The organism is Amycolatopsis sp. DSM 110486 (genome assembly GCF_019468465.1).
Classification (GTDB): domain Bacteria; phylum Actinomycetota; class Actinomycetes; order Mycobacteriales; family Pseudonocardiaceae; genus Amycolatopsis.
Window position 1 is genome coordinate 7278404 of the sequence record NZ_CP080519.1, and the last position, 21653, is coordinate 7300056.

The 21653-nt window shown below is 71.0% G+C and carries 19 protein-coding genes; 8 read left to right on the plus strand and 11 right to left on the minus strand.

Annotated features, from left to right (window positions below; translation table 11 throughout):
- Positions 1 to 5: 5 nt before the first annotated feature.
- From K1T34_RS35290 to K1T34_RS35325, 8 genes are all read right to left on the minus strand, one after another.
- A complete protein-coding gene (locus tag K1T34_RS35290; RefSeq protein ID WP_220239047.1) occupies positions 6 to 1823 on the minus strand; it encodes an alpha-D-ribose 1-methylphosphonate 5-phosphate C-P-lyase PhnJ in 1818 nt (605 codons plus the stop codon).
- Positions 1823 to 2932 (minus strand): carbon-phosphorus lyase complex subunit PhnI, encoded by a 1110-nt coding sequence (locus K1T34_RS35295; RefSeq protein WP_220239049.1) that lies wholly within the window; start codon positions 2930 to 2932, stop codon positions 1823 to 1825. The genes K1T34_RS35290 and K1T34_RS35295 overlap by 1 nt, the downstream gene beginning before the upstream one ends.
- Positions 2932 to 3525: a phosphonate C-P lyase system protein PhnH gene (gene phnH, locus K1T34_RS35300; RefSeq protein WP_220239050.1), complete on the minus strand. Its 594-nt coding sequence runs from the start codon at positions 3523 to 3525 to the stop codon at positions 2932 to 2934. The genes K1T34_RS35295 and phnH overlap by 1 nt, the downstream gene beginning before the upstream one ends.
- On the minus strand, positions 3522 to 3956 hold the full coding sequence (phnG, locus tag K1T34_RS35305; RefSeq protein ID WP_220239051.1) for a phosphonate C-P lyase system protein PhnG: 435 nt from the start codon (positions 3954 to 3956) through the stop codon (positions 3522 to 3524). The genes phnH and phnG overlap by 4 nt, the downstream gene beginning before the upstream one ends.
- Positions 3949 to 4698 (minus strand): GntR family transcriptional regulator, encoded by a 750-nt coding sequence (locus tag K1T34_RS35310; protein WP_255637778.1) that lies wholly within the window; start codon positions 4696 to 4698, stop codon positions 3949 to 3951. Before K1T34_RS35310 ends, phnG begins: the two co-directional genes overlap by 8 nt.
- A 98-nt stretch (positions 4699 to 4796) precedes the next feature.
- A complete protein-coding gene (gene phnE / locus K1T34_RS35315; protein ID WP_220239053.1) occupies positions 4797 to 6443 on the minus strand; it encodes a phosphonate ABC transporter, permease protein PhnE in 1647 nt (548 codons plus the stop codon).
- Positions 6440 to 7228 carry a phosphonate ABC transporter ATP-binding protein gene (gene phnC, locus K1T34_RS35320; RefSeq protein ID WP_220239054.1) on the minus strand — a complete coding sequence of 263 codons (789 nt, stop codon included), beginning with the start codon at positions 7226 to 7228 and terminating at the stop codon, positions 6440 to 6442. The genes phnE and phnC overlap by 4 nt, the downstream gene beginning before the upstream one ends.
- On the minus strand, positions 7225 to 8184 hold the full coding sequence (locus K1T34_RS35325; RefSeq protein ID WP_220239055.1) for a phosphate/phosphite/phosphonate ABC transporter substrate-binding protein: 960 nt from the start codon (positions 8182 to 8184) through the stop codon (positions 7225 to 7227). The genes phnC and K1T34_RS35325 overlap by 4 nt, the downstream gene beginning before the upstream one ends.
- Positions 8185 to 8735: 551 nt before the next feature.
- Here K1T34_RS35325 and eno point away from each other — a divergent pair.
- From eno to K1T34_RS35340, 3 genes are all read left to right on the plus strand, one after another.
- On the plus strand, positions 8736 to 10013 hold the full coding sequence (gene eno, locus K1T34_RS35330) for a phosphopyruvate hydratase (RefSeq protein ID WP_220239056.1): 1278 nt from the start codon (positions 8736 to 8738) through the stop codon (positions 10011 to 10013).
- A gap of 139 nt (positions 10014 to 10152) precedes the next feature.
- Complete coding sequence (locus K1T34_RS35335) at positions 10153 to 10668, plus strand: PadR family transcriptional regulator (RefSeq protein WP_220239057.1); 516 nt, start codon at positions 10153 to 10155, stop codon at positions 10666 to 10668.
- Between the two features lie 6 nt (positions 10669 to 10674).
- Positions 10675 to 11574: a LysR family transcriptional regulator gene (locus K1T34_RS35340; RefSeq protein WP_220239058.1), complete on the plus strand. Its 900-nt coding sequence runs from the start codon at positions 10675 to 10677 to the stop codon at positions 11572 to 11574.
- Positions 11575 to 11589: 15 nt separating this feature from the next.
- Here the strand turns inward: K1T34_RS35340 and K1T34_RS35345 are convergent, their stop codons facing one another.
- Together K1T34_RS35345 and K1T34_RS35350 are read right to left on the minus strand one after the other, a co-directional pair.
- A complete protein-coding gene (locus K1T34_RS35345) occupies positions 11590 to 12333 on the minus strand; it encodes a trypsin-like serine protease (RefSeq protein WP_255637779.1) in 744 nt (247 codons plus the stop codon).
- Between the two features lie 211 nt (positions 12334 to 12544).
- Positions 12545 to 13795 carry a hypothetical protein gene (locus K1T34_RS35350; RefSeq protein WP_255637780.1) on the minus strand — a complete coding sequence of 417 codons (1251 nt, stop codon included), beginning with the start codon at positions 13793 to 13795 and terminating at the stop codon, positions 12545 to 12547.
- Between the two features lie 287 nt (positions 13796 to 14082).
- Between K1T34_RS35350 and K1T34_RS35355 the strand changes: the two genes are divergently transcribed.
- The 4 genes from K1T34_RS35355 to K1T34_RS35370 are packed head-to-tail and all read left to right on the plus strand — an operon-like array spanning position 14083 to position 19794.
- The gene (locus tag K1T34_RS35355; protein ID WP_220239060.1) at positions 14083 to 15027 is read left to right on the plus strand and encodes an ABC transporter permease; all 945 of its coding nucleotides are present in this window, start codon (positions 14083 to 14085) and stop codon (positions 15025 to 15027) included.
- A complete protein-coding gene (locus K1T34_RS35360; protein ID WP_220239062.1) occupies positions 15027 to 15896 on the plus strand; it encodes an ABC transporter permease in 870 nt (289 codons plus the stop codon). Before K1T34_RS35355 ends, K1T34_RS35360 begins: the two co-directional genes overlap by 1 nt.
- Positions 15897 to 15901: 5 nt before the next feature.
- A complete protein-coding gene (locus K1T34_RS35365; protein ID WP_220239064.1) occupies positions 15902 to 17965 on the plus strand; it encodes an ABC transporter ATP-binding protein in 2064 nt (687 codons plus the stop codon).
- Positions 17962 to 19794: an ABC transporter substrate-binding protein gene (locus K1T34_RS35370; protein ID WP_220239065.1), complete on the plus strand. Its 1833-nt coding sequence runs from the start codon at positions 17962 to 17964 to the stop codon at positions 19792 to 19794. The genes K1T34_RS35365 and K1T34_RS35370 overlap by 4 nt, the downstream gene beginning before the upstream one ends.
- Positions 19795 to 19873: 79 nt before the next feature.
- Here K1T34_RS35370 and K1T34_RS35375 read toward each other — a convergent pair whose 3' ends face one another.
- Positions 19874 to 20074: a hypothetical protein gene (locus tag K1T34_RS35375; RefSeq protein WP_220239066.1), complete on the minus strand. Its 201-nt coding sequence runs from the start codon at positions 20072 to 20074 to the stop codon at positions 19874 to 19876.
- 466 nt (positions 20075 to 20540) lie between these two features.
- Between K1T34_RS35375 and K1T34_RS35380 the strand changes: the two genes are divergently transcribed.
- The gene (locus K1T34_RS35380) at positions 20541 to 21629 is read left to right on the plus strand and encodes an MFS transporter (protein ID WP_220239067.1); all 1089 of its coding nucleotides are present in this window, start codon (positions 20541 to 20543) and stop codon (positions 21627 to 21629) included.
- Positions 21630 to 21653 lie beyond the last annotated feature (24 nt).

Genomic DNA, 21653 nt, shown 5'->3' on the forward strand with positions numbered 1-21653 from the left:
GGGGGTCACCTCCGGGCCGCGGCGACGAGCCGCTGGGTGTAGGGGTGGTGGGGGTCGTGGAAGAGCTGGTCGGTCAGGCCGCGCTCGACCACGCGGCCGAGCTGCATCACGAGCGTGCGGTCGGTGAGCGCGTCGATCACGGAGAAGTCGTGGCTCACGACCACGGCCGCGATGTCGCGTTCGGACAGCAGGCCGCGCAGCAGGTCGAGCACACCGGCGGCCACCGACGCGTCGAGCCCGGTGGTCGGCTCGTCGAGCAGCACCACCGGCGGCTCGGTGGCCAGGGCCTTGGCGATCTGCACGCGCTGGCGCATGCCGCCCGAGAACGTCCCCACGGGATCGTCCATCCGCGACAGCGGCACCTCGACGCGGTCGAGCAGCTCGGCCGCGCGCCGGCGGATGTCGTGGTAGCCACGCCAGCCCGCCGCCGTGAGGCGCTCGGCGATGTTGCCGCCCGCGCTGACCCGCAGGTCGAGCCCGTCGGCGGGGTTCTGGTGCACCACGGCCATCGAGTCCACGCGCAGGCCGCGCCGCTGCGCGTCCGGCAGCGTCATCAGGTCCGTGCGGCCACCGTCGACAGTGGCCAGCCGGACCTCGCCGGCGGTGGCGCGCTCGTCGCCGATCACGCACGCCAGCACGGTCGACTTGCCCGAACCCGACTCGCCGATCACGCCCAGTGCCTCGCCCGGCGCGACGTCGAAGGACACGTCCCACGCCGCCACGATCGCGCCGGTCGCGGGGCTGACGGCAGTGCCGTGTTCCGGCCCGGTGCCGGGCACCGCGTCCGCGCCGCCCGCGCCGTGGACCTTGCCGATGCCGGTGACCTTCAGTGCCCACTCGGGTGCGTCCGCGGCGATCTCGCGCCGCGGCATCTCGCGGTGCTCCGCCGTCACGGTGGCTCGGGCGCGCCGGCCCGGGTCCGGCAGCAGGTTCAGCGGCGCGCGGTGGTAGTGGGCGCTCACGTCGGCGTCGCCGGCGCGCACCCGGGCGCACCACTCGGTGTCGCTGCAGGCGTAGGCGCCGCTCGTGCCGGCGGCGACGAGGAACGAATCGTCGCGACCGCACAGCTTGCACACCGCGCCCGGTGTGTACTCGACCTCGAACGGCACGTCGTCGAAGGTCAGGGGCGTCACGTCGGTGTTCGGCGGCACGGCGTAGATGCGCTTCTCGCGGCCCGCGCCGAAGAGGTTCAGCTGCGGTGACTGGTGCAGCCGCGGCACGTCCCAGCGCGGGATCGGCGTCGTGGCCATCACGTACCGGCCGCCGACCAGCACGGGGTAGCCGGTGGTGCGGGTGATCATGCCGTTGCGGACGATGTCCTCGTACAGGCTCACCCACATCGCCGAGTAGTCGCCCTCGGCGTGCATCCGGCCGCACTCGGCCATGGACTTCTCGACGCCGCGCAACGGTTCAGGCACCGGCACCTGGTACACGAGCACATCGCCTTCCGACAACGCCTCCTCGGGTACGCGGTGTCGCGTTTGGACGATCGTCGCCTCGCGCGTGTCGGCCGTCTCGGTCGCCCCGGTGGTGGCGGCGATCATCCGGCGCAGGTTGGTGGCGTTCACGCCGGCGTCGTCGCCCTGGTCGATCACCTTCACGGTGTCCTGCGTGCCGACGACGGCGAGCGTCACCTGCAGGCCGCCCGAGCCCCAGCCGCGGGCCACCGGCATCTCGCGGGAGCCGAAGGGCACCTGGTAGCCGGGCACGCACACCGCGGTCAGCGCCGCGCGGCGCACCTCGCGTTTGCCGCCCTCGTCGAGGATCCCCGCGGGTTCGGCGACCGCCTCGAGGTCGGTGAGCAGCTGTTCGGTCGTGCTCATCAGCATTCTCCTCCGAAGGGCTCGCTTTGCCGGGGCGCCGGCCCTTCACCGGCCGCGGCCTGCAGAGCCCGCTTGCGTTCCACCATCGAGCGGAACGTGACGTAGTGCGGGAGCTTGAGGTGCTCCAGGAAACCGCCGGAGTCGAGCCCGTCGGTGGTCAGCAGCAGCAGTTGTTCGAGCGGGCCGGACTTGCCGAAGCGGCGGTTGGCGATGTCGAGGTTCGCCATCGCGATGGCCTTGCGCTCGTTGTGGCCGAAGCACAGGCCGTAGCCCACATCGAAGCGGCTGCGGTCTTCTTCGGCGCCGTTGAGATCCTCGATGGCCTCGGCCTCGGTCACCCGGAAGTCGCCGACGGACACGGGGTTCCCGGTGTGCGGGTGCTTTACGCGCAGTGGCAGCCGGCCGTGGCGGACCTCGCCGAGCGTGACCTCGTGGAGGTTGCCGTCGGGTCCGAGGATCGAGCGGTACCACAATGACACCAGCGCGCCCGTCTCCGCGCGCGCCATGGCGGCCAGCGCGGCCGAGCGCGGGGCCGGCGGCCGGGCGGGCTTGCGGGTGAGGTCGAACGGCTCGGCGTCCTCGGCCTCGCCGCGGTGATCCACGGCCAGGTCGAGCTCGCGCAGCAGGTCGAGGAACCGCCGCGGCCGGCGCTGCTCGTCGGTGCGCGGCTTCGGAGCGCCCGCCACGTGCTCGTCGGCCTCCGGTGCGTCGGCCGGCTTTTCGAGCAGCCGCCCGGTGTAGTCGGTGGTACGGCCCAGCAGCTGCGGGCCGTCCGGCTCGCGGAACGCGGGCACGATCCGGCGCAGGATCAGCATTTCGTCCGGGTCCACCGGCTCGCCCACGGCCAGGCGCGGCAGCGTGGAGCGGTAGGCGCGCAGCAGGTGCGACGCCTCCAGCGGGTCGCCTTCGGCCTGGCGGAACGCCGCGGCGGCGGTGTCCTCGTCGAACAGGCCGGCCTCGCCCATCACGCGGTCGACCGCGAGCCGGAACCGCGCGACGATCTGCTCGGTGTCGGCCCACGCCACCGGCGCGTGGTCGCGGGCGCGGCGCACCAGGTCTTCGGCCGCGAGGATGGCTTCGAGCCCGCCCCGGGCTCCCGAGTACCCCATCAGTCCTCCTCGAAAATCGTGGTGGTGCGCGGCAGGCCGACGACGCGGCCGTCGTCCGTCACCAGCAGCACGTCGATCCCCGCCGGGTAGCCGGCCACGGCTTCGGCGCGCGCGGCGACGAAGCCCTTCGGCAGGCCGCGCGGGGCCAGGGTCAGTTCGCCGGGCACACCCGGGCCGGAGATTCGCCAGCGGCGCTCGCCGCCGTCCACATCGGACACGGCGAGGGCGGCCAGCGTGGCGTCCTCCGGGGCCGGCGCGGTGCCGCGGCACAGGCGCGTGATCTCGTCCGTGGTCACCGGGCGCACGGCGGCGACCAGGCGGGCCAGCTCGAGCGGCCGGATCGGCGCGGAGGTCGCCAGCGCGACGGCGTCGGCCCACTTCGTGCTTTCTTCCAGCACGCAGACGCCGGTGCCGAGGTCGGCGAGTGCGAGCACCGGCAGCACCGCGGGATCCGTGCCGCGCACCAGATCCTGTGGCAGGTCCTGCGGCGCGCCCGGACGGGAAAGCGCTTCCAACACGGTGCGGAACACCTGCTGCGACTCCGCGGGGCGCAGGACCGCGGCAGGCGCGGTGGCGTTGGCGGTGGCGATCACGTCAGCTCCTCGAACTCGACCACGGTCGGGGCCAGTTCGGCCCATTCGCGTTCTTCCCGCTCGACGAGGCGGCGCGCGACCTCGCGGCACAGTTCGTCCACTTCGGACGCGTGTGCCCGGCCGGCCTCGACCTCGGCGTCGAGCACCGCGGCGGCGAGCACAGCCGCGCGGTCGTCGCCCAGGCGCATCGCCCAGCCGCGATGGCCGGCGAGCTCCACCTCGGCGCGGCACGCGAGCACGTCGCCGAGCAGGAACCGTTCACCGGCAACGGGTTCACGAACCTGGGTCTGCACGCAGCCGACCTCCGGCGCGAGCAGCACCCGCACGTCGGCGCCGTCGGCGAGACAGGCGTCGGCGAGCGCCCGCAGTTCGCCGGGTTGGGCTTCGGCCAGCAGGCCGCAGCGCTCCTCCCGGCCCAAGGGGTCAGTCACCCTGTTCTCCTTCACGTTTCGCGGGGAAGGCCGGGTCTTCCAGCTCCACCACCACGCGGACGGCGTCCATGCGCGTCCACGCGCTGCTGGTCATGAGGACCCGGCCGGATTCGGCGTCCCGGTTGACGCTTTCGATGCACCACACCGGGACCCTGGCCTCGATCTGCAGGCCGCGCAGCACCTCGGCGGGCGGGATGTCCACGCTCGCCCGGAACCACGCGCGCACCGGCTGCACGCCGCCCAGCTGCCGCAGCACCAGGTCCACCGACTCCACGCTGTGCAGCGCGAGGTCGAGGTTCGGGGCCACGTCGACCGGGATCAGCTCCTCGGTCCAGGAGGCGAGCAGGTCGTCGATGTAGAAGTGGCGGATCACCCGGTGCACGGGCGAGCCCACCGGCCGCTCGAGCTGCCGGGCGGCCGCCTCGCAGGCCTCGACGCGTTCCACGCCCTTGATCTGCGAACGCGGCGTGGCACCGGCCGCCGCCACCGTGGCGTGCCAGGACGGCGGCCGGCTGTGCGAGATCACGTAGTCGATGCGCCGGCTCACGAACGTGCCGGCACCCTGCACTCGGCGCACGAGCAGCCGCCGCTCCAGCTCCTGCAGGGCCGAACGGGCGGCCGCCCGGCCGACCCCGAAGCGGGTGGCGAGCTCCGGCTCGCTCGCCACCCGCGTCCCGGGTGCGTAGGCCACCAGCTCGGTGGCCAGCTGGTCGGCGATGTCGAGGTACCTCGTCGAGGTCATGTCACCCACAGTGCTCGCCGGGCTTGTCCGGACAACTGCGCCGTGGCCAACGCTCGCACGCCCGAAGGTGAACATCAGCGACAGTTGTCGGCGGCGGCTCAGCGCACGACGTGCCGGAGCCAGACCGCGAGCAGTTCCACGAGCAGTACCGTGGCGAACACCAGCAGCAGGACGGTCGTGACCACGCCGAACTCGATCACCCGGGAAGCGCTGAGCAGGTCGAAGCCGATCCCGCCCGCCCCGACGATGCCCAGCAGCGTCGCCGAGCGGATGTTCGTGTCGAGCTGGTAGAGCACGTGGGCCACGAACGCGGGGGCCGCCTGCGGCAGCGTGCCCGTGAAGAACACCTGCCACGGCCCCGCCCCAGTAGCCCGGATCGCCTGCTCGACGCCCGGGTCGACCTCCTCGAGCGAGTCGGCCACGAGCTTGCCCAGCAGCCCGACCGCGCCCACGGCGAGCGCGAGCGTGCCTGCCACCGCGCCGAGCCCGGTGATCACCACGAACACGATCGCGAGCACCAGCTCCGGGATGCCGCGGATCAGCACCACGATCAGCCGGAACGTGCGCGCGACCCACGCGGCCGGCGCGACGTTGCGCGCGGCCAGCGACCCGATCGGCACCGCCAGCACCGCCCCGAGCACCGTGGCGCCCAGCGCGATCTGCACGGTGACCCACAGGTCGTCGAGCAGCTGCCCGAAGATCCCGGCCGTCTCGGGCGGCCAGAACAGCCCGGCCGTCTGCCCGAGATTGCCCAGCGCGCCGAAGAACTGCGCCGGGTCGAGGTCGGCACCCCACGCGGACGCCGCGATCACCAGCACGGTCACCAGCGCGTAGGCGGCCTGGCGGACCCGGCGGAACGTCCACCCGGGACTGACCTGGTTCCCGCGCTGCACGGGGATCGCCACGGTCTTGCGGGTGTCCTGCCCGCGCAGCAGCGCGCGGCGGATGGCGCCCGAGAGCAGCTCCACCGCCACGCACAGCAGCAGCACCACCAGTGCGAGAGCCATTCCGCGCGGGTAGTCGAGCTGCTGGAACGCCGTGGCGATCGCGTACCCGAGCCCGTCGACGCCGACGAACCCGAGCACCACCGAGACCCGCAGGTTGATGTCCAGCCGGTGCAGCGCGGTCGCCACGAACGCCGGCAGCACCTGCGGGAGCACGCCGGTCACGAGCTCCTGGAACGTCCCGGCGCCGCCCGCCCGCACGGCCGAGCGGGTGCCTTCGTCGATCTGCTCGACCGCGTCGGCGTACATCTTGGCGACCATGCCGACCGAGTGCAGGCCCATGGCCAGCACCCCGGTCATGGCGCCGAGGCCGAAGATGCGGAAGAACACGATGGCGAGCACCACGTCGGGCACGGCCCGGGCCAGCACGATGAGCGTGCGGGCCCCGACGCGCACCGTGCGGTGCGGCGTCGTGTTCACGGCCGCGAGGATCGCCAGCGGCACGCTGATGATCACCGACAGCAACGTCGCGGACACGACGATCGCCAGCGTTTTCCCGCACAGCTCCAGCAGCTCGCCCACGGGCGGGAAGTCGAGCGGGAACATCCGGCCGGCGAAGTCGACGGCGTTGTCGGCGCTGTCGACGAACGTGGCCACGTTGATCTTCAGGTCCGCCACCGCCCACACGCCGACGGCGACGATCGCGGCGAGGACGAGCCACGCCGCCGTGCCACCGGCGCGGGGCCGGGCGAGGGTCCGCTGCGCCACGCGGGCGGTGGACAGCGGCGGCGCGGCGGTCATCCGACGGCCGCGGGCACGGGCAGCGGGGCCGCGGCCACCTTGGCGTACAGGCCCATGGCCGCGTCCCGATCCAGCCCGGCGACCGGGGTGTCGAGCACCGCCTGGCCGCCGCGCAGGCCGACCACCCGGTCGCCCCAGCTCAGCGCCAGGTCGACCTGGTGCAGGCTGCACAGCACCGTGAGCTTCTGCTCGGCCCCGATCTCCCGGATCAGGGCCATGACCTGAGCCGACGACTCAGGGTCGAGCGAGGCCACCGGCTCGTCGGCGAGCAGGATCTCCGGCCGCTGCATCAGCGCCCGCGCCACGGCGACGCGCTGCTGCTGGCCTCCTGAGAGCGTGTCGGCCCGCTGGAACGCGCGGTCGAGCAGCCCCACCCGTTCGAGGTGGCCCAGCGCCTCGATCCGGACGGACTTCGGATAGGTGAACAGGCCCAGCCGCGGCCCGCGCAGGCGCCCGAGGGCACCCGCGCAGACGTTCTCCAGCACCGTGAGGCTGCCGATGAGGTGGAACTGCTGGAACACGAACCCGATCCGCCGGCGCAGGCGCCGCAGTTCACTGCCGCGGGCCTTGCCGACGTCGGTGCCGAGTACCGTGACCGAGCCGCCGGTGGGCCGCTGCAGCCCGTCGACGTGGCGCAGCAGCGTGGATTTGCCGGAGCCCGAGAGCCCGAGCAGCACCACGACCTCACCCTGGTGGACCTTCAGCGAAACCTCGTCCAGCGCCCGGACTTCGGGCCCGAAGTGCTTGCTGACACCTTCGAAGACGATGACCGGTTCGTCGGTCACGACGCGGTGCACTGCTTGTCCTTGGTGGTCGCGCAGACCTTGCGGACACCGGCGTAGAACGCGTCGTCGACCTTCGCGTAGCCCCAGTCGCCGGCGTCGTCGACCGCCTTGCAGGCGGTGGAGCAGAAGCCGTTGGCGGTGAGGTAGTCGACGTTGGCCTTGTTCTGGAACACGTCGGTGATCTTCGCCTTGAGGTCGGCGGAGAGGTCGTCGTCCACCGCGACCGGCGAGCCGGCGATGATGTCGGACTTCCAGACGGTGTTGATGTCGCCCTGCTTCAGCTGGCCCTTGTCGATCAGGATCTTGTCGACCATGACGTCCTCGGCGAAGCCGGCATCGCACTGGCCGCTGTTGACGGCGAGCACGGACGCGTCGTGGCCACCGGTCATCACCGGAGTGATGTCCTTGACCGGGTCGATGCCGGCCTGCAGCAGCGCGGCCTTCGGGTACAGGTAGCCCGAGGTCGAAGCGGGGTCTACGAAGCAGATCTTCTTGCCCTTGAAGTCGGCGATGCTCTTGATCGGCGAGCCCGCCTTGGTGATGCCGTAGGACTTGTAGCCGGGCGTCTCACCCTTGGTGGTGATCCCGGCGGCGATCGGGGTGGCCTTCACGCCGCTGTTCTTGGCGAGCACGTAGGAGAGCGGGCCGTAGTTGGCGATGTCGACCTTGCCGCTGCGCTGCGCCTCGATCACCGCGGCGTAGTCGGTGGCCGGCTGGAACTTGATCTTCTTGCCGGTCTCCTTCTCCAGGAGGTTGATCACCGGCTGGAAGGACTGCTGGAGGCTCTGCGCGTTTTCGGACGGAACCGCCGAGAAGACGAGCTCATCGGGGTTACGACCGCCACCATCGGCTGCGTTGCCGGTGTTCGTCGCCGCGCTCTGGCCGCACGCGGCCAGGAGGAAGGCGGCGGCCACGCCGAGGACGGCCGCGGCCGTGCGTCGGGGGAGACGGGACATCGGGGACTCTCCTTTTTTTCGCCCGGGTAGGGCGGCAGGTGTTGACGTCCCGAGAGTCGTTCCGGCCGATGCAGGTGAGGAGAAGCCGTGGTTACGCTTCGCAGAACTCCGCGCGTAAGTTGTCGTAACCCGGTCGGAGGAGTGCGCAGTGGTGACCGGTGCCTCGCCCGCGTGTGGATCAAGGGCGCCAGCTGTGAAGATCTTGGCAGGGCCCGTAATGGCTTCGTGACTTCGGGTTCGGCGGGACTTGGTGAGCGTGTTACGCAGAGCGACGCTTTCGGGGTACTCCTCGACCATGGCTCCCGGCTCGCCCGGACGCCAGATGTCCGTTGTGGACTCTCCGTGAACTGTGCGGCTCGAGCCGGGGCGCAAGAGCCTCCTCGTTCGTCCCCCTGAGCGGAACGGCGCCACCTCGTCGCCGAACTTTCAGGATCGATTCAGCGGATTTCTGCTAGCCTCCCCGTGATTCGCGGCTCACCGTGGTGCCGCCTGCCGCCGCAGTGCCCACGGTCTCGTCGACGAGCGCTCCGGCCGAACCTCCGAGGAGCGACATGACAAGCATCGTCCGGGTCAAGGGCCGCGAGGTGCTGGACAGCCGCGGGAACCCGACGGTCGAGGTCGATGTGGAGCTGGCCGACGGGTCGCGCGGGCGCGCGGCCGTGCCGTCGGGGGCGTCCACGGGCACGCGCGAGGCCGTGGAGCTGCGTGACGGCGACAAGTCCCGCTACCACGGCAAGGGCGTGCGCAAGGCCGTCGACGCGGTGAACGGCGAGATCGCCGAGGCCGTGACCGGGCTCGAAGCCGAGGCACAGGCCGACGTCGACCGTTCGCTGATCGCGCTCGACGGCACCGCGAACAAGGCTCGCCTCGGCGCCAACGCGACGCTCGGGGTGTCGCTGGCCGTGGTGAAGGCCGCCGCGGCCGCGAACCACCTGCCGCTTTACCGCTACGTCGGCGGGGTCTACGCGCATCTGCTGCCGATGCCGATGATGAACATCATCAACGGCGGCGCCCACGCCGACAACCCGATCGACTTCCAGGAGTTCATGATCGGCCCGGTCGGCGCCGAGACGTTCGCCGACGCCGTGCGCATGGGCTCCGAGGTCTTCCACACGCTGCGCAAGTCGCTGCACGAGGCCGGCCACAACACCAACGTCGGCGACGAAGGCGGCTTCGCGCCGCAGCTCGGCTCGGCCGACGAGGCGCTCGAGTTCGTGGTGCGCGCGATCGAGCAGACCGGCTACACGCCGGGCGAGGACATCGCGTTGCTGCTCGACCCGGCGGCGTCGGAGTTCTACACCGGCGAGGTCTACGACTACACCGGCGAAGGCCGCAAGCGCAGCATCGAAGAACACGTGGCCTACCTCGAAGACCTCACGCGGCGCTTCCCCATCGTGTCCATCGAGGACGGTCTGGCGCAGGACGACTACACCGGCTGGAAGCAGCTCACCGACACCATCGGCGACCGCGTGCAGCTCGTGGGCGACGACCTGTTCTGCACCAACGTCGAGATCCTCAAGGACGGTATCGAGCGCGGCATCGCGAACTCGATCCTCATCAAGGTCAACCAGATCGGCACCCTCACCGAGACGCTCGCCGCCGTCGAGACCGCGCACAAGGCCGGCTACTCCGCGGTCATGTCGCACCGCTCGGGCGAGACCGAGGACACCACGATCGCCGACCTCGCCGTGGCCACCAACTGCGGCCAGATCAAGACCGGCTCCCTCTCGCGCTCCGACCGCACCGCGAAGTACAACCAGCTCCTGCGCATCGAGGAGGAGCTCGGCACCGAGGCCCGGTACGCGGGGCGCGCCACGCTGCGCGGCTGAGCCGAAAACAGCGCCAGGCGAGCGGCGGCCCGGCCCGATCTTCCACGACTAGTATCACCGAGACTACTCACGAGCTACAGTGTCGGACGTGGAAGACGGAGCCGGGTTGTCCGCTGGGTTGTCACTGAGCGAGTGGATCGTGCTCTGCCTGATAACAGAGTCCCCGACGCACGGTTTCGCCCTCGTGCGGCTCACGTCGGAGGCCGGCGAGGTCGGTCGCGTCTGGCGGCTGCCGAAACCCGTCGTCTACCGCGCTGTGGACCGCTTGCTGGCCCGCGGGTTCGTGGTGGGCGCGGGCACCGAACCCGGCGACTCCGGCCCGCCGCGTGCGCTCGTGCAGGCCACGCCCGAAGGCCACGCGGCCGTGGGCGAGTGGCTCGCCCGGCCGGCCCGGCACGTGCGTGACGTGCGCTCGGAGCTGCTGGTGAAGCTCGCGTTGCTGGAACGACGCGGGGCCGACCCGGCGCCGTTGCTCGGCGAGCAGCGGCGGGTGCTGGACCGGATCGTCGACGGGCTCGAGAAGCAGCAGGGCTCCTCCGACGGGTTCGACATCGTGCTGCTCACCTTCCGGCTCGAGAACGCGCGGGCGGCCGTCGCGTTCGTGGACGCGACCCTCGGCGGGCGGGCACCGCAGTACGCCGTCACGGGCGAGTAGGCGCCTGTGCTGGACGTCAGGCGCCTGCGGATCCTCGTCGCGGTGGTCGAAGGGGGTTCGTTCACCGCGGCCGCGCACCGGCTGCAGCTCACGCAGTCGGCGGTCTCGCAGCAGATGTCGGTGATCGAGCGAGAGGTCGGCATGTCGCTGCTCAAACGGCTGCCGCGCGGGGTCGAGCTGACCCCGGCGGGCGAGGTGCTTGCCGCGCACGCGAAGAGCCTGTTCGGCGAGCTCTCGGCCATCGAGCAGGAGGTGCGCTCGTTCGGCACCGACCCGGCGGAGCTGCGGATCGAGGCGTTCGCGACCGCGGGGGTCGAGCTGCTGCCGCCGGTGGTGAAGGCGTTCCGCGAACTGCACCCCGGCGTGCGCCTGCGCCTGTCGGCCACCCACGGCGACGACGCGTTCAGCCGGCTGCGCGAGGGCGCCGCGCACGTGGTCCTCGTGTGGGGCTACGACTTCGCGCCGCAGCCCGTGGACCGCGGGCTGCACCACGTGGCTCTGCCCGATGACCCGCTGCACGTCGTGCTGCCGCTGGACCACCCGCTCGTCGACGCGGAAGAGGTGGCGCTGGCCGACCTGTCCGGGGAGCAGTGGGTGACGCGTACGCACCGCGCGCCGTACGAGCAGGCGTACGAGACGATGTGCCGCATCGCCGGGTTCGAACCGCAGATCACCTTCCGCGCGGCGGATTACCAGTCGCTGCAAGGGCTCGTGGCCGCGGGCATGGGTGTGAGCCTCGTGCCGCGGCTGTCGTTGGCGGCGCACCGCAAGGATCTCGCCGACCGTCCGCTGGCGGGTCGCGGGTTCGCCCGGCGCGTCACGGCGGCGACGCTGCCCGAGGCGCCGCGGTCGAAGCCGGTCGCGGATTTCCTCGAGGTGCTGCGCTCGTCGGCCGGCGCCGCGTAGGTCTACTGTGGACTGTCAGTGGCCGCGGGTCTGCCGGGCGATCGCGCCGGCGAACGTGGTCACGCGCGTGTAGACGCCGGGCTTGCCGGGTTTCGCGCAGCCGTCGCCGAAGGACACGATCCCGACGAGTGTGTCGCCGATGACGAGCGGGCCGCCGGAGTCGCCCTTGCACGCGTCGATGCCGCCTTGCTGGTACCCGGCGCACACCATGCTCGCCGGATCGTAGGAGTCGTAGGCCTGCTTGCACGTCGAGTCGCTGACCATCGGCACCACGGCGCCGCGCAGGTAGTCGGAGCGTTCGCCGCCGTCGGCGACGCGGCCCCAGCCGAGCACGGTGGCCTTCGTGCCCGGGGTGTACACATCGGTGTCGCGGGCCACCGTCGCCGCGCGGCCGGGCAGGCGGCCGCGCACGGTCAGCACCGCGATGTCGTGGCCCTCTTCGGCCTTCTCGAAGTCCGGGTGCACCCACGCTTTCGTGACGGCGAGCGTGCTGCCCTCGTTCGTGCGCTTGTCCTCCCGGCCGACGACGACGCGGATGTCCTTCGTGGCCACCGCTTCGGCGCAGTGGGCCGAGGTCGCGACCGTCGAGCTGCTCACGATCACGCCGCCGCAGAACTGCGTGCCGGCGTCGTCCACGAGGTACACCGCGTACGGGTAGTCGGCCAGCGATGCCTTTTCCCCGCCCACGATCGCGCCTTGCGCGGCCGCTTCCGGGCCGGTGACCACAGTGGTCACCACTGCCGCACCGAACACCGCCATACTGAAGAACGCTGCGGCGAGTACCGCGTTCGGATGTCTTCCGAGCAGTCGTGTCCTCGGCATGAAAACCCCCTCGGCGCAAAGAAAACGATGGCAGACACGATAGCTGGGCCGACGGGAAACCGGTGTCGCTGAACCGGGTGGAAAAAACGTTGCGGGTCAAGGTGAACGGTCCGGCGGAGTGTCCCCGCCGGACCGTTCACCGCCGAATTCAGGAGCAGAGCGGGGCGACGGGGAGGTCGGACCCGGTCTTCACGTAGGCGTCGGAGATGAAGTTGTCCGGGCCGATGCGGTCCCAGATCGTGCTGGTGCCGAACGTTCCGGTCACCGAAGAACCGTTGACGTAGCACTCGATGTTGACCTTGGCGTAGTTCGCCGCGAGACCCTTGACGGCGGCCGTGGTGCTCGCGGTGGCGCGCACGTTCATCGGGTCGCCGGCGGTGCTCACGACCCCGGTGGCGGCGGCCGAACCGGTCCACAAATAGGTCACCTTCACGTTGCCGTTGTCGGCGAGCCCGAGCCCGGAGTTGAACACGCCGTCGGCGAGGTCGATGCCGGCCGGGTTGCCCACGGTGTAGCCGAGGTCGTCCTTACCGCCGTTGTAGTGGTTGTGGTAGGCGGCATACGCCTCCGGCTGGCCCTGCGGCAGGTCCTTGTACTCCGAGCGGACCGAGGCCGGGTTCCAGTAGTCGTCCTTGGTGTTCCACGGGCCGACGTCCCACACCGGCGCGTACTCACAGCGGCTGCCGTCGGTGCGGCACACCTTCACCGTGTAGTTCCCGGTGCCCTTGGGCGAGGTCGCCTTCCCCGAGGGCAGCGCGACGAAGTGGTCGTTGGCCGTGATCACGTGGCCGTTGGCGGTGGTGTGGCCGGTGAGGCCTTCGCGCGTGGCGTAGATCGTGTAGGTCAGCGGGGTCGTGGCCGCGAGCGCGTTGGCCTGCGGGGCCAGCGTGCCGTCGAGGTCGACCTCGCGCACGGTCGGGCGCACGCCGTCGGTGGTGCTCGACAGCGAGATCCGCGCCTGCACCACGCTCACCGCGCGGCCGAAGGTCGCGGCCTGCGCGCCGGCCGGCGTCCACTCGGTCCAGTCGTCGGCGCCGGTGCGGCCGCGCACGTCGATCTGCACGTCGGTGCCCTTCGGCAGGTCCGCGGCGACCTTCGTCGTCACGCGGTTCACCGGCGAGGCGAGCTGCCGCGCGGCGGAGACCAGGTAGCCCTGGCTGCCGGCGGTGAGCAGATCCGTTCTGTGCCAAGCGGAATCCTTCAGCGTCAGCGCTCCGCCCGCCGCCTCGACGTTGACGTCGTCACCGTCGACATGGGACAGATCGGCGCGCCAGGACCCGGCCGGCGCGGCGCTCGCGGGCGCCGCCAGCGCCACCCCGCTCGTGGTGACCGCGCCCGCGGCCAGGACTGCCGCGACCACGCGGCGGGCAGTTGTCTTCCCGACTGTCTTCCCCAGCACGACACTCAGCTCCTTCACTCGTCCGTCGCGAACGGTGAGGAGTCTGTGCGCGTTCCGTACACGATCCGTACAACGCGGAGGCGGGGTCGTGTATCACAGTGTGCCCCGGATTGTCCGGTTTGCCGATCATCTACATCGGACACTTCGGGAGCGGTAGCGCCGAAAGTAGGAAGATCACCAGGTGGGACACCAGCACGTCAGTTTCCGTGGACACCGTGGACAGGTGAGCCGTTGCCGGTGTAGGTCTATGCACCAGGCAAGTACTGGAACGATCACGGGGACGGTTGATGGCGGGGTACCTGGCGCGCCGCGTCCTGCAGTCGGTCGTGGTGGTCGTGCTGGTCGCGGTGCTCACCTTCGTGCTGCTGCAGCTGCTGCCCGGCGGACCGGCCCGCGCGATCCTGGGGCCGAAGGCCACGCAGCTGCAGATCCGGACCTTCCTCCACGACAACGGCTACGACCGTCCGTTGATCACGCAGTTCCTCACCTGGGCCGGGCGCGTGCTCCACGGTGACCTCGGCTACTCGTACAAGCTCAACCAGCCGGTGACCGACGTGATCGCCGATCACCTGCCCAAGACGATCCTGCTCATGACACTGTCCACTTTGGTCGCTCTCGTCGTGGCGGTGCCGCTGGGCGTGTACCAGGCGCGCAAGCGCAACACGCTGGGCGACTACGTGGCCACGGGCCTGTCGTTCGCGTTCTACTCGATGCCGAGCTTCTTCCTCGGCGAGATCCTCGTGCTGCTGTTCGCGGTGCAGCTGCAGTGGTTCTCCCCGCTCGGGCCGAGCGGTGACTCACTGGGCGAGATCCTGTCGCAGGCACCCGCGCTCGTGCTGCCCGTGGTCACGCTGGCGCTGATCACCATCGCGTCGTTCAGCCGCTACGCGCGCTCGTCGGTGATGGAGAACCTGAGCCAGGACTACGTGCGCACCGCGCTCGCGGGTGGGGCGAGCGAGGGCAAGGTGCTCACGCGGCACGTGCTGCGCAACTCGCTCATCCCGATCGTCACGCTGCTGGGGCTGTCGCTGCCGCAGCTGTTCGCGGGCGCGCTCATCACCGAGCAGGTGTTCAACTACCCGGGCATGGGCTTCACGTTCATCCAGGGTGCCCAGGTGCACGACTACCCGGTGCTGCTGGGGATCGGGCTCGTCGTCGCGCTCGCGACGGTGGCCGGCTCCCTGCTCGCGGACATCGGCTACGCCGTGCTCGACCCGAGGGTGAAGTACTGATGACCGACCAAGCGGCACCCCCGAGATCGACGGCGCGGGCGACCCTGCGGGCCTTCCTGGAGAACCGCCTGGCGGTCGCGGGGCTCGTGCTGATCGTTCTGTTCGTGCTGTTCTGCTTCTTCGGCCCGCTCGTCTACCACACCGAGCAGATCGCGACGAACCTCGCGGGCGCCAACCAGCCGCCGGGCGCGGGTCACCCGCTGGGCACCGACGACGTGGGCTACGACGAGCTCGGCCGGCTCATGGTCGGGGGCCAGTCGTCGCTCGAGATCGGCGTCGCGGCCGCGGTGCTCGCGACCATGTTCGGCACGTTCTGGGGCGCCATCGCGGGCTACGTCGGCGGGTTCGTCGACACGGTGATGATGCGGATCGTCGACACGCTGCTGGCCATCCCCACGCTGTTCCTGCTGCTGATCCTCGCCGCGATCTTCACGCCGACGCTGGGACTGCTGATCCTGGTGGTGTCGTTCGGCGCGTGGCTGAGTCCCGCCCGGCTCGTGCGCGGCGAGACGCTTTCCCTGCGCACCCGCGAGTACGTGCAGGCCGTGCGGATGATGGGCGGCGGCGGGAAACGCGTGGTGCTGCGCCACATCATGCCCAACGCGATCGGCACCATCGTGGTCAACGCGACCTTCCAGGTGGCCGACGCGATCCTGCTCGTGGCGGCGTTGAGCTACCTCGGCCTCGGCATCGCGCCGCCGCACGCCGACTGGGGCAACATGCTGTCCAACGGCACCGAGTTCGTGCAGAACGGCTACTGGTGGATGATCCTGCCGCCCGGCATCGCGATCATGCTCGTGGTCGTGGCGTTCAACCTGCTCGGCGACGCCCTGCGCGACGCGCTCGAAGTGCGGCTGCGGAGGCGCTGAACCCCATGAACCCCGTGCTGCGCCTGGAAGACCTGCACACCACCATCGACGTCCGCGACGGCATGGTGCACCCCGTCGACGGCGTGACGCTCGAAGTCGGCCGCGGCGAGCTGCTCGGGCTCGTCGGCGAGTCCGGCTGCGGCAAGACGATGACGGCCCTGTCGATCCTGCGGCTGCTCCCGTCCGGCGGGCGCATCGCGTCGGGGCGGATCCTGCTCGGCGAAGACGACGTCGCGGCCATGACCCCCGCCGAGCTGCGGGAGGTCCGCGGCAAGCGCATCGGCACGGTGTTCCAGGATCCGATGACCTCGCTCAACCCGTCGCTGCCCATCGGGCGCCAGGTGAGCGAACCGCTGGAGCTGCACTCGACGCTCTCTCGACGGGAGCTGCACGAGCGCGCCGTCGCGATGCTGGAGCTGGTGGGGCTGCCGGACGCGCGCAAGCGGTCCGAGGACTACCCGCACCAGCTCTCCGGCGGCATGCGCCAGCGCGTGATGATCGCCCGCGCGCTGGTGTGCGAGCCGGAGCTGCTCATCGCCGACGAGCCGACCACCGCGCTCGACGTGACCGTGCAGCACCAGATCCTGGAGCTGATCGACGACCTGCGCCGGCGCCTCGGCATGGCCGTGATCCTCGTGACGCACGACCTCGGCGTGGTCGCGGGCCGCGCCGACCGCGTCGCCGTGATGTACGCGGGGAAGATCGCCGAGCTCACGGACACGCGCCGGCTGTTCGGCAACCCGCGCCACCCATACACCGAGGCGTTGTTCGAGGCGCTGCCGGAGAACTCGGCGGAGTCGGGGGAGAAGCTCTACAGCATCCCCGGCCTGCCGCCGGATCTGCGTGAGCCGCCGGCCGGGTGCCGCTTCGCGCCGCGCTGCCGCTACGCGACCGACGAGTGCGTCGAGAAGGAGCCGGAGCTGCGCGCCGACGTGGCCGGGCACGAGTACGCGTGTTTCCACCCGGTCGGTTCGGCCGGCGTCGAGGAGCCGTCGGCCGTCGTCCGCGTGCACGAACGGGCGGGCGCGCCGGCCTCGGAGCCGACGGCGGGCGCGCCGCTCCTGGAAGTCGAGAACCTGGTGAAGGACTTCCCCGTCACCAAGGGCGCGGTGCTGCGGCGGCGCACTGGCACGGTGTCTGCGGTGGCCGGCGTGAGCTTCTCCGTGGCGGCGGGGGAGACCTTCGGCCTGGTCGGGGAATCGGGCTGCGGCAAGACGACCGTGGGCCGGGCCGTCGTCGGCCTTGATGAGCCGACGTCGGGCCACATCCGGATCGGCGGCACGGAGCTGACTTCCTTGCGCGGGGCCGAATTGCGGCAGCGCCACCGCGACACGCACCTGGTGTTCCAGGACCCGTACGCCTCACTCGACCCGCGCATGCGCGTCGGCGCGATCCTGGCCGAACCGCTGGAGATCCACGGCGCCGGCACACGGGCGCAGCGCAGCCGGCGGGTCCGTGAGCTGCTGGGCGAGGTGGGCCTGCCCGCCGACGCCGCGCAGCGGTACCCGCACGAGTTCTCCGGCGGGCAGCGCCAGCGCGTCGGGCTTGCGCGGGCGCTGGCGCTGGAGCCGAAGCTGATCGTGGCCGACGAGCCGGTGTCGGCGCTGGACGTGTCCGTGCAGGCGCAGATCCTGAACCTGATGAACGACCTGCGCGAGCGCCACGGGCTCACGTACGTGTTCATCTCCCACGACCTGTCCGTGGTGCGGTACCTGGCGCAGCGCATCGGCGTGATGTACCTCGGCAAGCTCGTGGAGACCGGTCCGGCCGCCGAGGTGCACGGTCACCCGCGGCACCCGTACACGCGCGGGCTGATCGACACCGTGCCGGTGGCGGACCCGTGGGCGGCCCGGCAGAGCGGCGGCGTCTCGGGCGAGCTGCCGTCGGCGATCTCGCCACCGTCCGGCTGCCGGTTCCGCACGCGGTGCCCGTTCGCGCAGGAGGTCTGCGCTGCCGAGGAGCCCGTGCTGCGGCCCTTCGGCGCCGGGCACGAGGCGGCCTGCCACTTCCCGCTCGACGCCGCTCGTGAGCACGACGCGACGAAGGTCTACCAAGGAGAGAACGGATGAGACTGCGCAAGGCACTCGTGGCGCCGGTGGTGGTGCTGGCCGCGGCCGCGCTCGCCACCGCGTGCAGCGGCGGGAGCTCGTCTTCCGGCGGCGGCACCCCGACCGAAGGCGGCACGGCCGTGTTCGCCGAATCGCCGGGCGCCCAGCCGAACTGGATCTTCCCGTTCGTGGACTCGGCGCACAACAGCGGTTACGCCACGGGCGACCTGCAGCAGCTGATGTACCGCGAGCTGTACTGGTTCGGCGACGCCGATGGCAGCACCGGGGTCAACACGCGCAAGAGCCTCGCCGACCCGCCCGTGTTCAGCGACAACAACACGAAGGTGGTGATCAACGTCAAGCCGTACAAGTGGTCCAACGGCGAGACGGTGAACGCCAAGGACGTGGTGTTCTGGATGAACATGATGTTCGCGGAGAAGGCCAACTGGTACGGCTACGTACCCGGCCAGTTCCCGGACAACGTGAAGTCCGCGACCGCGACCGGGCCGCAGCAGGTGACGCTGCAGCTCACCGACTCGTACTCGCCGACGTGGTTCACCGGCCAGGAGCTCGCGCAGATCGCGCCGCTGCCGATGGCGTGGGACAAGACCTCCGACTCCGCGGCGGCGGGCAGCGGCGGCTGCGCGGACGACCGCGCGAAGTGCGACGCGGTGTACAAGTACCTGTTCACCAAGAGCAAGGACCTCTCGACCTACGCGACGGATCCGTTGTGGCAGGTCGTGGACGGGCCGTGGCACCTCACGTCGTTCGACGCCGAGGGGAACATCAGCTACGACCCGAACCCCTCCTACAGCGGGCCGGACAAGCCGCACCTCGCGCACTACAAGATGCAGCCGTTCACGAGCACCAGCGCGGAGTTCAACACGATGCGCAGCGGCCGGACCATCTCGGTCGGTGGCGTGCAGGGCGCGGATCTGCCGCAGAAGAAGGCGAACGAGAAGCTGCCGGCGACTAACCCGTTGCAGGCCAACTACAACCTCGTGCCCGCCGCGGCGTGGGGCTGGAGCTCGACGATCCTGAACATGGACAACCCGAAGTTCGGGGCCGTGTTCAAGCAGCTCTACGTCCGGCAGGCGTTCCAGCAGACCCTGGACCAGGTGACGGACGTGAACGTCGCCTACCGCGGCTACGCCACCGTGACCACCGGCCCGGTGCCGATCAACCCGGACAATTCCTACGTGACCGACGCCGAACGCGGCGCGGGCCCGTACCCGTTCGACAAGGCGAAGGCGAAGGCCCTGCTGACGTCGCACGGCTGGACCCTGCAGAACGGCGCCATGACGTGCACGGCGCCAGGCAGCGCCCCGAACCAGTGCGGCGCCGGCGTGGCGGCGGGCACCCGGCTGGAGCTGACTTTGCAGTACTCCACCGGCAATCCCGCGTACGGGCGGATCATGCAGCAGTGGAAGTCGGACGCCGCCGAGGCGGGCATCGTGTTCGACCTGAAGGGCCAGGAGTTCAACGCGGTGCTGAGCGACGTCAGCGACTGCCACGGCTCCGGCCCCGCGTGCGACTGGCAGATGGGCTACTTCGGGTACCAGCAGTACAACGCCGTGCCCACCGGTGACCAGCTGCTGCTCCCCGGCTCCACCGGCAACATCGGCAACTACGACGACCCGCAGCTGGACAAGCTCATCGAGGCCACGCTGCACAGCGACGACAAGAACGCCTTCGCCGCCTACGAGGACTACGCGACGAAGACCCTGCCGGGCCAGATCAACATGCCCCTGCGCGGCGCGACGGAGGTCGTCGCGAAGGACCTCGGCGGCGTCTCGTTCCCGGCCGTGCAGACGGCGCGCAGCCCTGAGGAGTGGTACTTCACCAAGTAGGTTTTCTTTTCCGGGGCCGCCCTTTTCTCTGGGGCGGCCCCTTTTTCGTGCCGTTGTGCCTTTGGTTTCCTCGCATGGTTCAGTCGTCGTCTCTTCGCCCCAGCCGCAGCAGCTCGAACACGAAGATCCACGTCAGCATCCCCACCAGCAGGCTCCCGCCCAGCCAGCTCCACCACGTGGCCGCCGACCACCACAGGCTCGCCACCAGGAACCCCAGCCCGGCGACGATGCCCAGGCCCGCCATCTGGACCGTGCGAATCCCGGTCCTTCGGTCGTTCATGGCGGAGAAGATTACTGAGACCCACGGTAGAGCGACGCCGCCGAACGAAGGACACGATCTCGGCTCGCTGCTCCGTTCGAGCGCTACCCATCGTGACCACTGCCCGGAACTACCACCGAGGGTGGCCCTTGGCCTCTTGGCAGGTGATTTTTCCGGCCCACGGCCGTTTCGGGACCGCGAATCCCGCGCAGGCCTGCGCGGTCGGGCAGCTCCGGTGGAAAACCGTTCGGCACCACCACGCGGCGCTGCTACCGTGCGCGCCGTGGGGAGTCCTGAGGCCAACAGAGTGGCGCCACCGGTCGAGCGGTGGCGTTGCGGGGTCTGTGTTCCTTGGCCGCAGTGTTCCCTGGTGGCTGTGTTGCCTGGGGGCTGTGTTCCCTAGTGGCTCAGGCCAGGCGCTCCGATCGACCGTGCCTTCTTTCACCGTCCGAACAGGACGGTCACGTCGATCTCGGGAGTGTCTGTCTTGCGTGTTTTGCCGTATCTGCTCGCCCTGGCCGTGTTCGCCCAGGGAACGTCGGAGTTCATGGTGTCGGGCCTGGTGCCCGAGGTCGCGCGGGACCTGGGGGTTTCCGTGGCCGCGGCGGGGTCGCTGACAGCGGTGTTCGCCGTGGGGATGCTGCTCGGGGCACCGGTGCTGGCGGTCGCGGGGCGGGGATGGCCGCGGCGGGGCGCGTTGCTGGGGTATCTCGGGGTGTTCGTCGCGGTGCACGTGGCGGGGGCGCTGGCGCCCGGGTTCGGGATCCTGCTCGTCACGCGGCTGGTGGCCGCGCTGGCGACGGCCGGGTTTCTCGCCGTCGCGCTGACGGTGGCGGCCGATGCCGCGCCCGGGGCCGAGGGGAGGGCGACCGCCGTGGTGCTGACCGGGACCACACTGGCGTGCATCGCCGGGGTGCCGGCGGGCGCCGTGCTCGGGCAGGTGTGGGGGTGGCGCTCGGCGTTCTGGGCGGTCGCGCTCGTGTCCGTGCCCGCGTTCGCCGCCATCGCGCGGTGGGCGCCTGCGACGGAGACCGCGAGCGTGCCCGTCAAAGCCGAGTTCGCGGTGGTGAAGCGGCCGCGGGTGCTGGCCGCGCTCGGCAGGGGCGCGCTCGTGAACGGCGCCACCTTCGCCGTCTTCACCTATCTCGCCCCGCTTGCGACCTCGCAAGCCGAAGGCCGGCTCCCCGCCCTCCTCGCGTTGTTCGGCATCGGCGCCGCCGCCGGGGTCGCGCTCGCCGGTCGGCGTCCCGCTACGCGAAAGACGCAGGTGGCGCTCGCCGTCGGCTGGCTCGCCCTCGCGCTCGGCGCGGGGAACGCGACAGTGCTGTTCGTCCTCGTTCCGCTGCAAGCGCTGCTGTCGTTCGCCGTCGGGTCCACCGCCGTCGCGCAGGTGCTCCGCGCCGCCCCGGACGCGCCGGCGCTCAGGGGCGCGTTCGCCACCGCCGCGCTCAACGTCGGCGCTGCCGCCGGGCCGTGGCTCGCGGCCTCCCTCATCGGCACCGGTTATCGCGCGCCGGTGTGGCTCGCCGCCGTCCTCGCGACCGCCGCCCTGACAATCCGAGAGCAGTGCTCTTGACAACGCGAACCCGGCGGGTGAACA

Excerpts from the sequence above, each read along its gene's own strand:
- K1T34_RS35290 (WP_220239047.1), bottom strand. The coding sequence starts at position 1,823 with ATGAGCACGACCGAACAGCTGCTCACCGACCTCGAGGCGGTCGCCGAA.
- K1T34_RS35295 (WP_220239049.1), bottom strand. The coding sequence starts at position 2,932 with ATGGGGTACTCGGGAGCCCGGGGCGGGCTCGAAGCCATCCTCGCGGCC.
- K1T34_RS35310 (WP_255637778.1), bottom strand. The coding sequence starts at position 4,698 with ATGACCTCGACGAGGTACCTCGACATCGCCGACCAGCTGGCCACCGAG.
- phnE (WP_220239053.1), bottom strand. The coding sequence starts at position 6,443 with ATGACCGCCGCGCCGCCGCTGTCCACCGCCCGCGTGGCGCAGCGGACC.
- K1T34_RS35325 (WP_220239055.1), bottom strand. The coding sequence starts at position 8,184 with ATGTCCCGTCTCCCCCGACGCACGGCCGCGGCCGTCCTCGGCGTGGCC.
- eno (WP_220239056.1), top strand. The coding sequence starts at position 8,736 with ATGACAAGCATCGTCCGGGTCAAGGGCCGCGAGGTGCTGGACAGCCGC.
- K1T34_RS35345 (WP_255637779.1), bottom strand. The coding sequence starts at position 12,333 with ATGGCGGTGTTCGGTGCGGCAGTGGTGACCACTGTGGTCACCGGCCCG.
- K1T34_RS35355 (WP_220239060.1), top strand. The coding sequence starts at position 14,083 with ATGGCGGGGTACCTGGCGCGCCGCGTCCTGCAGTCGGTCGTGGTGGTC.
- K1T34_RS35360 (WP_220239062.1), top strand. The coding sequence starts at position 15,027 with ATGACCGACCAAGCGGCACCCCCGAGATCGACGGCGCGGGCGACCCTG.
- K1T34_RS35365 (WP_220239064.1), top strand. The coding sequence starts at position 15,902 with ATGAACCCCGTGCTGCGCCTGGAAGACCTGCACACCACCATCGACGTC.
- K1T34_RS35370 (WP_220239065.1), top strand. The coding sequence starts at position 17,962 with ATGAGACTGCGCAAGGCACTCGTGGCGCCGGTGGTGGTGCTGGCCGCG.
- K1T34_RS35375 (WP_220239066.1), bottom strand. The coding sequence starts at position 20,074 with ATGAACGACCGAAGGACCGGGATTCGCACGGTCCAGATGGCGGGCCTG.